General features: G+C 49.7%; 10 protein-coding genes, 1 other RNA gene and 1 pseudogene. 11 read left to right on the top strand and 1 reads right to left on the bottom strand.

The window, feature by feature from the left end:
- Positions 1-50 precede the first annotated feature (50 nt).
- From ydiK to B9P82_RS20310, 9 genes and pseudogenes are all read left to right on the top strand, one after another.
- Complete coding sequence (ydiK, locus tag B9P82_RS20350) at positions 51-1,160, top strand: AI-2E family transporter YdiK (RefSeq protein WP_016156362.1); 1,110 nt, start codon at positions 51-53, stop codon at positions 1,158-1,160.
- Positions 1,161-1,344: 184 nt separating this feature from the next.
- An RNA gene (gene rprA / locus B9P82_RS20345) (antisense sRNA RprA) lies at positions 1,345-1,452 on the top strand.
- A 158-nt stretch (positions 1,453-1,610) separates the two neighbouring features.
- Complete coding sequence (locus B9P82_RS20340) at positions 1,611-1,967, top strand: YdiL family protein (RefSeq protein WP_016156361.1); 357 nt, start codon at positions 1,611-1,613, stop codon at positions 1,965-1,967.
- Positions 1,968-2,015: 48 nt separating this feature from the next.
- The gene (locus tag B9P82_RS20335) at positions 2,016-3,236 is read left to right on the top strand and encodes an MFS transporter (RefSeq protein ID WP_101700833.1); all 1,221 of its coding nucleotides are present in this window, start codon (positions 2,016-2,018) and stop codon (positions 3,234-3,236) included.
- Between the two features lie 240 nt (positions 3,237-3,476).
- Positions 3,477-4,712, top strand: a complete 1,236-nt coding sequence (locus B9P82_RS20330; protein ID WP_101700832.1) for an MFS transporter — start codon at positions 3,477-3,479, stop codon at positions 4,710-4,712.
- Between the two features lie 21 nt (positions 4,713-4,733).
- Positions 4,734-5,600, top strand: coding sequence for a quinate/shikimate dehydrogenase (gene ydiB, locus B9P82_RS20325; RefSeq protein WP_101700831.1), 867 nt, complete (start codon positions 4,734-4,736; stop codon positions 5,598-5,600).
- A 36-nt stretch (positions 5,601-5,636) separates the two neighbouring features.
- Positions 5,637-6,394, top strand: a pseudogene (gene aroD, locus B9P82_RS20320) (type I 3-dehydroquinate dehydratase).
- A 156-nt stretch (positions 6,395-6,550) separates the two neighbouring features.
- Positions 6,551-8,146 (top strand): acyl CoA:acetate/3-ketoacid CoA transferase, encoded by a 1,596-nt coding sequence (locus B9P82_RS20315; RefSeq protein WP_101700830.1) that lies wholly within the window; start codon positions 6,551-6,553, stop codon positions 8,144-8,146.
- A 13-nt stretch (positions 8,147-8,159) separates the two neighbouring features.
- Complete coding sequence (locus tag B9P82_RS20310; protein WP_003836610.1) at positions 8,160-9,311, top strand: acyl-CoA dehydrogenase; 1,152 nt, start codon at positions 8,160-8,162, stop codon at positions 9,309-9,311.
- A 55-nt stretch (positions 9,312-9,366) separates the two neighbouring features.
- Here B9P82_RS20310 and B9P82_RS20305 read toward each other — a convergent pair whose 3' ends face one another.
- On the bottom strand, positions 9,367-10,257 hold the full coding sequence (locus tag B9P82_RS20305) for an AraC family transcriptional regulator (protein WP_016152891.1): 891 nt from the start codon (positions 10,255-10,257) through the stop codon (positions 9,367-9,369).
- A 505-nt stretch (positions 10,258-10,762) separates the two neighbouring features.
- Here B9P82_RS20305 and B9P82_RS20300 point away from each other — a divergent pair.
- Positions 10,763-11,527, top strand: a complete 765-nt coding sequence (locus B9P82_RS20300) for an electron transfer flavoprotein (protein WP_101700829.1) — start codon at positions 10,763-10,765, stop codon at positions 11,525-11,527.
- A 21-nt stretch (positions 11,528-11,548) separates the two neighbouring features.
- Positions 11,549-12,484 (top strand): electron transfer flavoprotein subunit alpha, encoded by a 936-nt coding sequence (locus tag B9P82_RS20295; protein WP_101700828.1) that lies wholly within the window; start codon positions 11,549-11,551, stop codon positions 12,482-12,484.
- Positions 12,485-12,498 lie beyond the last annotated feature (14 nt).

Here is a 12,498-nt window from a genome sequence, read left to right as displayed (position 1 = left end):
GTTCACGTCGCGTCAACGTTCTGGCGCAAAGACAAAGGTGAAAAGTATTTATGGTAAATTTCCGCCAGCCCAAGGATATTGCACAAGTGCTGCTATCGGCGCTGTTTTTAGCCGTCATGATTGTGGCCTGTCTTTGGATTGTTCAGCCCTTTATCCTCGGTTTTGCATGGGCGGGGACGGTGGTCATTGCGACCTGGCCGATCCTGCTACGCTTACAAAAATTGCTCTGGGGCCGTCGCTCGCTGGCCGTGCTGGTGATGACCCTGCTGCTGGTGCTGTTGTTCATCATTCCTATCGCGCTACTGGTCAATAGCATTGTTGATGGCAGCGGGCCATTGATCCATGCCGTAACCGCAGGCGATATGACCCTGCCGGATCTGGCGTGGCTGAACAGTATTCCGTTGGTCGGCGCAAAATTGTATGCCGCGTGGCACAGTCTGCTGGATATGGGCGGCGCGGCCATCATGGCCAAGGTTCGTCCTTATATCGGCACGACGACGACCTGGTTTGTTGGCCAGGCTGCACATCTTGGCCGCTTTATGATGCACTGTGGTCTGATGCTGCTGTTCAGCGCCCTGCTGTACTGGCGCGGTGAACAGGTGGCGTTAGGTATTCGCCACTTCGCTTGTCGCCTGGCATCCAAACGTGGCGATGCCGCCATTCTGCTGGCAGCACAAGCCATTCGCGCCGTCGCATTAGGGGTTGTGGTCACCGCGCTGGTGCAGGCAGTGCTCGGTGGTATTGGTCTGGCGGTAACCGGCGTGCCGTACGCCACGTTGCTGGCGGTATTGATGATCCTGTCTTGTCTGGTGCAACTGGGGCCATTGCCGGTGCTGGTCCCGGCCATTATCTGGCTGTACTGGACGGGCGATTCAACCTGGGGCACGGTGCTGCTGGTGTGGAGCGGCGTGGTCGGAACGCTGGATAACGTTATTCGCCCGATGCTGATTCGCATGGGGGCCGATTTGCCGCTGATCCTGATTCTCTCAGGGGTCATCGGCGGACTGATTGCCTTCGGCATGATTGGTCTGTTTATCGGCCCGGTGGTACTGGCCGTGTCCTGGCGTCTGTTCTCCGCCTGGGTAAACGAAGCCCCTGCGCCAGGTAGCGATCCCGACGAAATCCTCGAAGAAATTGCTGAAATCGAACGCAATAAGTAATCCCACGTCAGGCGGCACCGCCGCCTGATTGTTTAACATTGCTAATCAATTCCGCCCGCTTACTGAATAAGACCCAACGTTATCCTTCTTTAAATACTCATTTGCTTCGCAAATTATTTACAGTTTTTAAACTATTGAGATGAATCTGATCGACGTAAAAAATCAGTATGCCTACTATTAGCCCATGGCTTTAGATCAACACATTGATTTATAAGCATGGAAATCCCCTGAGTGAAACAACGAATTGCTGTGTGTAGTCTTTGCCCATCTCCCACGATGGGCTTTTTTTTGTCCTTCGCGCGCCTCGCCACCAACCTTACCGCACCACAGCTCCGCTCTTCCCCGTTGATAAACAAATAATATTGCACAAGATACTGTGACTCTCTTCAAGCCGAAATATCCACAGCAATGTTATTACTATTCCACCGTCTTTTATGAGGTGATCAAATAATGAACGCATTGGAACTCCAGGCTATCCGCCATATTTTTGCTATGACGGTAGAAGAAAGCGCTATGTATATCTCGCGGGATCACAATGTTGCCGCCTGGCAACAATGGGAGAATGGCGAAAGGGAAATCCCGGAAGACATCACGCGCATTTGTGCAGAAATGAAAGCCAGACGAAAGTTAAGAATTAACGCCATTATCGAAAAAATAAATAACCGTATCGGTAATAACACCATGCGTTTCTTTCCCGATCTGATCTCTTTTCAGGCAGTTTATCAGCACGATGATTTTCTCGACTGGAAAATCTATCAATCGGCCGCTGTTGAACTGTATGCCCACGACCTTGAGCGTTTGTGTTAAGAGACCGCAGCGCCACACTCATTTAGCCTCTTCGCTGAGTAACATATTATGAAAAACACCTATTTCTCCACTGCGATAGGGCTGTACTTTAATTACCTGGTACACGGCATGGGGGTCATTCTGATGAGCCTCAATATGTCTTCACTGGAACAACAGTGGCACACCGATGCCGCAGGGGTCTCAATTGTTATTTCCTCACTCGGCATTGGCCGTTTAAGCGTGTTATTGGTGGCGGGCATGCTTTCCGATCGCTATGGCCGCAGACCGTTTATTATTTTCGGTATGGTCTGCTACCTGCTGTTCTTTGTAGGCATCATCAATACTCATAGCATTTATATTGCCTATGCTTTTGGATTTTTAGCCGGAATGGCAAACAGTTTTCTTGACGCCGGAACTTACCCCAGCCTGATGGAGGCGTTTCCCCGCTCTCCCGGCACGGCTAATATCTTAATTAAAGCGTTTGTTTCCATCGGTCAGTTTCTGCTGCCGATGATTATCAGTCTGCTGGTGTGGGCAGAACTTTGGTTTGGCTGGTCCTTCCTTGTGGCGGCCGCGGTAATGCTAATCAATGGCATATTTTTGTTTCGCTGTCGATTCCCGGCCCATCCTGGGCATCAAGCCCACCTCAAGGCATTACCCGTTGAACAGAAAAGCATACAATCTGAACATCGTTGTTCTCTTCTCGATCTCGCCAGTTACACTCTGTACGGCTACATCGCCATGGCGACATTTTATCTGATAAGCCAGTGGTTGGCACAGTACGGACAGTTTGTCGCCGGGATGTCCTACACCTTATCGATCAAGCTGTTAAGCATATATACCTGCGGTTCTCTACTGTGTGTGTTGATCACCGCGCCACTGGCACGAAAGACGGGGCGCGCAACCTCTCTGTTAATGCTGTACACCTTTATCTCATTTATCGCCTTGCTGATGGTTTGCCTGCATCCGTCGATCTACATGGTGATCGTCTTCGCATTTGTCATCGGTTTCTCTTCAGCCGGAGGCGTTGTACAAATCGGCTTAACGCTGATGGCCGCACGCTTTCCCGATGCGAAGGGCAAAGCTACCGGGATTTACTACAGCGCGGGCAGCATTGCGACCTTCACCATCCCACTGATAACGGCAAGACTCTCGCAGACCAGCATTGCACACATCATGTGGTTTGATACCGGCATAGCCGCGGTAGGCTTCCTGTTAGCATTGTTTATTGGCTATCGCAGCCGTATCGCGACAAAGCAGCAACTAAACATGGCGACGGTCGTAAAATAACGCGGATGCAATATTGTTCTCCCCCGCTGCAAAATAATTGGTCGCGGTTTTAAAACTTCAGCAAAATGTTGGTTGAAAGAATTAAGTTTCACAGTTGAGCATGCAACATACCTGGTAACTTAAACGCCATGCTATGTAGGCACAATATCAGCACCCCGGTATATTAATCACAAGGTCGCCGCAATTTAAACAATATCGACGAGCACAGAACAATTTTAAAATCCGCAAGGAGTTGTGAACATGTCTCAAAATAAGACCTTTAATACGCCATTTCTTTTGGCGATAACCTGTATTTATTTAAGTTATTTTTTACACGGCATTAGCGTCATTACACTGGCGCAAAATATGAGCTCTCTCGCAGAAAAATTCTCCACTGACAATGCTGGGATAGCCTATTTAATTTCCGGAATTGGTCTTGGCCGCCTGGTGAGTATTTTATTCTTTGGCGTGCTCTCAGATAAATTTGGTAGACGGGCTATCATTCTGTTAGGTGCTATTCTGTACATGCTGTTTTTCTTCGGCATTCCCGCCAGCCCGAATCTGATGATTGCCTTTATTCTCGCTGTTTGTGTCGGCGTCGCTAACTCGGCCCTGGATACAGGTGGTTATCCGGCTTTGATGGAATGCTTCCCTAAGGCATCTGGGTCAGCGGTTATCCTGGTTAAAGCGATGGTCTCATTCGGGCAGATGATCTACCCCATCGTCGTCAGCACCATGCTGCTCAACCATATCTGGTATGGCTATGCGGTCATTATCCCAGGGATACTGTTCGTCATCATAACGTTGATGCTGCTCAAAAGCCGTTTCCCCAGCCAGATGGTGGATGCGGGCATTGCAAAAGAGCTACCACAGATGAACAGTAAACCGCTGGTCTGGCTGGAAGGCGTAGCCTCCGTTATGTTTGGGGTGGCCGCATTCTCGACCTTTTACGTCATCGTGGTCTGGATGCCGAAATACGCGATGGCATTTGCCGGCATGGCAGAAGCCGACGCGCTGAAAACCATCTCTTACTACAGTATGGGTTCGCTGGTCTGCGTGTTTATTTTTGCTGCACTGCTCAAGAAAATGGTTCGACCCATTTGGGCGAATGTATTTAACGCCGGGCTGGCAACCCTCACCGCAGCGGTTATCTATTTATATCCATCCCCATTGGTGTGTAACGCCGGTTCATTTCTTATCGGGTTTTCTGCCGCAGGCGGTATTTTACAGCTCGGCGTTTCGGTGATGTCAGAGTTTTTCCCCAGGAGCAAAGCCAAGGTCACCAGTATTTATATGATGATGGGGGGCGTAGCCAACTTTATTATCCCATTAATCACCGGATACCTTTCTAACATAGGCCTGCAGTACATCATTTTGCTGGACCTCGCATTTGCTTTGCTGGCCTTCATCACCGCCATCATCGTCTTTATTCGTTACTACCGCGTATTTGATATTCCCAAAAATGATGTGCGGTTGGGCGAACGTTATTTTCAATAAATTGCTTAGAAGGAGTATCAAATGGACGTAACTGCAAAATATGAACTGATTGGTCTGATGGCCTACCCGATCAGACACAGCCTGTCGCCTGAAATGCAAAATAAGGCATTAGAAAAAGCGGGATTACCTTTTACCTACATGGCATTTGAAGTCGATAACTCCACGTTTGCTAATGCGATTGCCGGGCTGAAGGCCTTAAAAATGCGCGGTACCGGAGTCTCAATGCCCAACAAGCAACTGGCATGTGAATATGTTGATGAATTAACGCCTGCAGCCAAACTGGTCGGCGCGATTAATACTATCGTCAATGATGATGGTTACCTGCGCGGCTACAATACTGATGGTACGGGTCATATTCGTGCCATCAAGGAAAGCGGTTTCGATATCAGGGGTAAAACCATGGTACTGTTGGGCGCAGGCGGCGCGTCAACGGCCATTGGCGCCCAGGCGGCGATTGAAGGCATCAAAGAAATCAAACTCTTTAACCGTCAAGATGAGTTCTTTGCCAAAGCGCAGGAATTCGCCAAACGTGTTAATGAAAATACCGATTGCGTGGTCACCGTTATCGATCTCGACGATCGACAGGCTTTTGCGGACGCACTGGTCAGCGCGGATATTCTGACCAACGGTACGAAAGTGGGAATGAAGCCGCTGGAGAACGAATCTCTGGTGACCGACGTTTCCCTGCTACGCCCGGATCTGCTGGTGACTGAATGCGTCTACAACCCGCATATGACCAAATTATTGCAACAGGCACAACTTGCCGGTTGCAAAACGATTGATGGTTACGGCATGTTGTTATGGCAAGGGGCTGAACAGTTTAAACTCTGGACCGGGAAAGATTTCCCTCTTGAGTATGTGAAACAGGTTATGGGTTTTGCAGCCTGATGGGCAAGCATTTGTAAAATATTTAAAGGGTAATCGATGAAAACCGTAACCGTAAAAAACCTCGTCATTGGCGAGGGTGCGCCGAAGATCATTGTCTCACTGATGGGTAAAGACATCGCAACGGTAAAAAGCGAAGCGCTGGCCTATCGCGAGGCGGATTTCGACATTCTGGAATGGCGCGTTGACCATTTCACCGAGGTGTCCTCCGTTGATGCCGTACTGGAAGCTGCACGCGTCATCCGCGAGGTGATGGCTGACAAACCGCTGCTGTTCACCTTCCGTAGTGCCAAAGAAGGTGGTGAACAGGCGCTGGCTGTCGAAAACTATATTGCGCTAAACCGTGCGGCGGTAGATAGCGGTCTGGTCGATATGATTGACCTGGAGCTTTTCACCGGTGACGAATTGATTAAAGCCACCGTCGAATATGCACATGCAAAAAATATCGCCGTCATTATGTCGAATCATGATTTCCATAAGACGCCAGCGGCACAAGAGATTGTCCTGCGCCTGCGTAAAATGCAGGAGCTTGGCGCTGATATCCCGAAAATCGCCCTGATGCCGCAAAACAAAACGGATGTATTGACCCTGCTTGGCGCAACTCTGGAAATGCAGAACGCTATGCCGATCGCCCGATCATTACTATGTCGATGGCTAAAACAGGGGTGATTTCACGTCTGTCCGGTGAGGTTTTCGGTTCAGCTGCAACCTTTGGCGCGGTGAAAAAAGCCTCTGCCCCTGGGCAAATTTCGGTCACCGACCTACGTACTGTTTTGACCATATTGCATCAGGCGTAATAGTACCGTTTATCCATATTAATATCAGTAATGCCCTGCCCCAGATATTCGCTTAATCACGAATATCGGGCAGATGGCCGGACATTATTAAATAACTCACATTATTATTGTCGAATATAGCGACAGGTAGTCGCACGCATATAATCTGGAGTTCACATGAAATTATCAAGACCAAAACGCATTGATGGTCGGGTCCCCGTATTATCCCCAGCGGATGCCATTAATTATATTCCTGATGAGGCAACGCTCTGTGTATTAGGCGCAGGCGGCGGTATTCTCGAAGCAACAACATTAATTAACGCGCTGGCTGAAAAATATAAAAACGCACACTCCCCCCGAAACTTATCATTGATTAGCCCAACGGGATTAGGTGACCGTGCTGACCGTGGAATTAGCCCGTTAGCACAAGAAGGTTTAGTCAAATGGGCATTATGCGGCCACTGGGGACAATCACCACGAATTTCCGACCTCGCTGAACAGAATAAAATTGCCGCCTATAACTATCCTCAGGGCGTATTAACCCAGACCCTGCGTGCCTCGGCAGCCCACCAGCCGGGTATTCTGAGTGAGATCGGTATCGGAACATTTGTCGATCCCCGCCAACAGGGCGGAAAGCTGAATGAAGTGACCACCGAAGATCTGATCAAGCTGGTGGAAATTGATAACAAAGAGTACCTCTACTACAAAGCCATTGCGCCAAACATCGCCTTTATTCGCGCCACCACCTGCGACAGCGAAGGTTACGCCACGTTTGAAGATGAAGTTATGTATCTCGACGCGCTGGTGATCGCTCAGGCCGTTCACAACAACGGCGGCATCGTCATGATGCAGGTGCAAAAAATGGTGAAGAAAGCCACACTGCACCCAAAAGCCGTGCGTATTCCGGGCTATCTGGTCGATATTGTGGTCATCGATCCCGATCAAACTCAATTGTACGGCGGTGCGCCGGTTAACCGCTTTATCTCGGGCGATTTTGTCCTTGATGACAGCCAGCAGACTGCCCTGCCGCTCAATCAGCGTAAACTGGTGGCCCGACGCGCCCTGTTCGAAATGCGTAAAGGCGCGGTCGGCAACGTTGGCGTGGGTATCGCCGATGGTATTGGTCTCGTTGCTCGCGAAGAAGGCTGCGCTGACGACTTTATTCTGACGGTCGAGACCGGCCCGATTGGCGGAATTACCTCCCAGGGCATCGCTTTTGGCGCCAACGTCAACACCCGCGCGATTCTGGATATGACCTCCCAGTTTGACTTCTACCACGGCGGTGGGCTGGATGTATGCTATTTAAGCTTCGCCGAAGTGGATCGCCACGGCAACGTCGGCGTACATAAATTCAATGGCAAAATTATGGGGACCGGCGGTTTTATCGATATTAGCGCCACCTCGAAGAAAATAATATTTTGCGGCACCTTAACTGCCGGAAGCCTGAAAACGGAAGTTGCCAATGGCAAATTAAATATCGTGCAGGAAGGCCGGGTGAAAAAATTCGTCAACGAATTACCTGAAGTCACTTTCAGCGGAAAAATTGCACTCGAGCGCGGACTGGATGTGCGTTACATCACCGAGCGTGCTGTATTTACGTTAAAAGAAGATGGTCTTCATTTAGTCGAAATTGCGCCAGGAGTCTCTTTGCAGGAAGACATTCTGGACAAAATGGATTTCCCTCCGGTTATTTCTCCGGAACTGAAACTGATGGACGAAAGATTATTTATCGATGCTTCGATGGGTTTTATATTGCCCGATGCCGCCAATTAAAAGGAGTACCCTGATGGATTTTTCATTAACTGAAGAACAAGAGCTGCTGCTTGCCAGCATTCGCGAACTGATTACCAGCAATTTCCCGGAGGAATATTTCCGTACCTGCGATCAGACGGCTACCTATCCGAAAGAGTTTATGCGCGCCCTTGCGGACAACGGTATTTCAATGCTGGGCGTTCCGGAAGAGTTCGGCGGTATCCCGGCAGATTACGTCACGCAGATGCTGGCACTGATGGAAGTTTCCAAATGCGGCGCACCCGCTTTTTTAATCACGAACGGTCAGTGTATTCACAGTATGCGTCGTTTTGGATCCGCCGAGCAGTTACGTAAAACGGCAGAAAGCACCATGGAAACGGGCGATCCGGCTTATGCGCTGGCATTAACCGAACCGGGAGCAGGTTCAGACAATAACAGCGCCACCACCAGCTACACCCGCAAAAACGGCAAGGTATATCTCAACGGGCAAAAAACCTTTATCACCGGCGCTAAAGAGTATCCTTATATGCTGGTACTGGCTCGCGATCCGGAGCCGAAAGATCCGAAGAAAGCCTTTACGCTGTGGTGGGTGGATTCGAAGAAACCCGGCATTAAGGTTAATCCGCTGCATAAAATCGGCTGGCACATGCTCAGCACCTGCGAAGTCTATCTTGATGATGTTGAAGTAGACGAAAGCGATATGGTCGGCGAAGAAGGCATGGGCTTCCTCAACGTCATGTACAACTTTGAGATGGAACGGTTGATCAACGCCGCGCGTAGTACCGGTTTCGCCGAGTGCGCCTTCGAAGATGCCGCCCGTTACGCTAACCAGCGCATCGCATTTGGTAAACCGATTGGCCATAACCAGATGATCCAGGAAAAACTGGCGCTGATGGCGATTAAAATTGAAAACATGCGCAATATGGTGTTGAAAGTGGCCTGGCAGGCCGATCAGGAACAGTCGCTGCGGACCAGCGCGGCGTTGGCAAAACTGTATTGCGCCCGCACGGCAATGGAAGTGATTGATGACGCCATTCAGATCATGGGCGGGCTGGGTTACACCGATGAAGCACGCGTTTCCCGATTCTGGCGCGATGTTCGCTGCGAGCGCATTGGCGGCGGCACCGACGAAATTATGATTTACGTCGCCGGACGCCAAATCCTGAAAGATTACCAGAATAAGTAAGCGGTAATTCGTGCCGGATAGCGCACAAGCGTTTTCCGGCACGAGCAAGGGTTAATCAGACCTCTGGCATCAAGCATTCCTGCTCAACCAGATTATTTTTAAACTGCTTGCGATAATCACTGGGGGTACAACCCACATGCCGCTGAAAGAGTTTGGCAAAGTGATCGACATTTTCATACCCTACCCGCCAGGAGATTTCCGCTAACGAAGCTTCCGTATTCGTCAGGGCAAATTTCGCCTCGGTCATTCGTCGCTGAATCACATAATTGATCGGCGAAATTCGATACTCCTTAGTAAATTCATGGCAGATATAACTCACGCTGGCCCGGAATTTTTTGGATAACTGATCGAGAGTAATTTTTTCGCGGAAGTTATTATTTAAATAGACCAGCACATCTTTAATTAAGACATCTTTTTTAATATAACCTTGCTCAGAACGATAGGCATTTTTAAAGTTTTCGTAAAATAAAACGGTTAGAGCATAAGCAAAAGCGTCGTAGGCTGAAGATGTCAGGTTATTTTTGCTCTGGGGGAGCATAACTCCCAACTCATTAAAGATACTCTTAATAACCTCCTTCCCCTGAGTAACGCTGATCACCGGACACGAGTGCATCTGCAATAGCTGATTATCCTGCCAGCCGTTGAAACGAAAACCGTAGAGCGCGCAGGTGTAAGTCGTTGCAGGCGCGCTACTATCCGAAGCAACCGCATGGAGTCGCCCTTGCTCTATCACCACGATATCACCGGCATGCGCGACATACAGCGACGAATCGATAATTAATCTTGCGACCCCTTTTTTGACATAAATAAGCTCTGTTTCATTATCGTGAACGTGATGACCCGACTCCCAGTTAGGGTCATCACTGATGACGAATCGCGAGAATCTCGGGGTTTTCCCCTGTTCAAAAAGGGTCTCCACGGCATTATCAAAGCAGCGTTGATACATGACAACCTCCACCTAAAGGCAGCAATTTTGGGATTATTAATATCAGAAAATAAAAACGATAATGACGTTATACAACGTTATTCCTTCCCGGCGAAACAAAATTATTTGCGCCGTCTGCAAGATGACACCTTTTGCTTTGGTACATTGCTGCCATTGATTATTTGCGTTTTATAATAATCAAAAAGAATAAATGTTATTAAGTCTGTATTAATAATTTACATATAAGAAACAAATTCAGCGCAAAGGCGATTAAAAACATGATGCATTTCGCAATTATTTTCACTGTCTTTGTGTTCCCGTTTTTTCCTCTGGGACGCACCGTCTGATTATTGCTGATAAACCAGGCATTCCCGGGACGTTTTTTTTGCAAGATTGTTGGCAATGAAAACAGATTTCCCCGTCGAAAACAGCCCTCCCTCTGTCGCACACTATTTTCAGTCAATTTTCCCTACTGTCGATAATGACGCACCACGTCATTATCCACACGAGAATCACTGGAGATGCCATGAAAATAATAACCTGCTTTAAGTTGGTGCCTGAAGAACAGGACATTGTTGTTACCCCACAGCGCTCGCTTAACTTTGACCGGGCCGATGCCAAAATCAGCCAGTTTGACTTAAATGCGATAGAGGCCGCAGCGCAGCTTAGCGCGGAGGGTGATGAAATCATCGCCTTAACGGTGGGCGGGTCGCTACTACAAAACTCCAAAGTGCGTAAAGACGTGCTGTCCCGCGGGCCGGACAGTTTGTATATGGTGCAGGATCCACAGCTGGAGCATTCATTACCCCGGGATACCGCTCAGGCGGTGGCCTGTGCAGCCAAAAATATGGATTTCGACCTGATGCTGTTCGGTGAAGGATCGGGGGATATCTACGCGCAGCAGGTCGGCTTACTGGTTGGCGAACTATTACAGCTCCCGGTGATTAATGCCGTCAGCAGCATCCAACGTAACGGCGATCGCCTTGTGGTTGAGCGCACACTTGAAGATGAAGTCGAAGTAATTGATCTGCCGCTCCCCGCCGTACTGTGCGTGACGTCGGATATCAACACACCGCGTATTCCCTCGATGAAGGCGATTCTGGGCGCGGGTAAAAAACCGGTCACCCCGTGGCAAGCCAGCGATATTGGTTGGATACCTGCGTCACCGTTAGCGGAGCTGGTGAGTCTCACCGTGCCGCCGCAAACCGAACGTCAGCACATCATTCTGGAAAATGACTCAGCAGAAGCCATTGCCGAACTGGCTGAACACCTGAAAAAAGCCCTGAACTAAGCCCAACGGAGAGAAATCATCATGAGTAAATTAGCCAACGTCTGGGTGTTCAGCGATAACGTAGAACGCTATGCAGAATTAATGGCCGGCGCTCGCCTGTGGGGTGAGCAGGTACACCTTATCGTACAAGGCAGCGACCAGGCCAATCAGTTGCAAGCCCTGGGCGCCGATAAGATAGTCGTGCTCGACGCAACCTCCGGTTTACAGCGTGTTGAAAATTACGCTGAGACCATCGCCGCCCTGATGCAGGAACACGCCGGGCTGCTGCTGATGTCCGCGACTAAACGAGCCAAATCCCTTGGCGCACGCTTAAGCATTCAGCTCAACGCAGCGATGGTGAACGACGCCACATCGGTAACGCTGGATGCAGGCATTTTGTTCGCCGAACACCGGATGTATGGTGGTCTGGCATTTGGCAAAGAAAAAATCAAAAGTACGCTGGCGATTATCACGCTTGCCCCAGGCCAGCTTGAACCGGTCGCGGAAAACGCCTCACACAACTGCCCGGTTGTCTCAGCAACGTACATCGCGCCGCACCATGAAGTGATATGCCTGGAGCGTCGCGCCAAATCCGTGAGCAGCGTGGATCTCAGCAAAGCCAGGCGCGTGGTGGGTGTGGGTCGCGGCCTGGTGGCGCAAAACGATCTGGAAATGGTGCGCCAACTGGCATCGGTGCTGGATGCTGAAGTGGGTTGTTCACGACCGATTGCCGAAGGCGAAAACTGGATGGAACGCGAACGCTACATTGGCGTTTCTGGCGTGTTATTGAAATCAGACCTGTATCTCACGCTGGGCATCTCAGGACAAATTCAGCATATGGTCGGCGGTAACGGCGCGAAAGTCATTGTCGCCATCAACAAAGATAAAAAAGCCCCTATTTTCAATTACGCCGATTACGGTCTGGTGGGCGACATCTACAAAGTGGTTCCGGCCCTTATCGACCATCTCAGCCGCTAATCCCGTTAACGCAC

Source organism: Citrobacter sp. L55 (genome assembly GCF_002850715.1).
GTDB classification, from domain to species: Bacteria; Pseudomonadota; Gammaproteobacteria; order Enterobacterales; family Enterobacteriaceae; genus Citrobacter; species Citrobacter braakii.
Note: the sequence above shows the minus strand (reverse complement) of the source record. Positions and strands in the feature narration are given on the sequence as shown.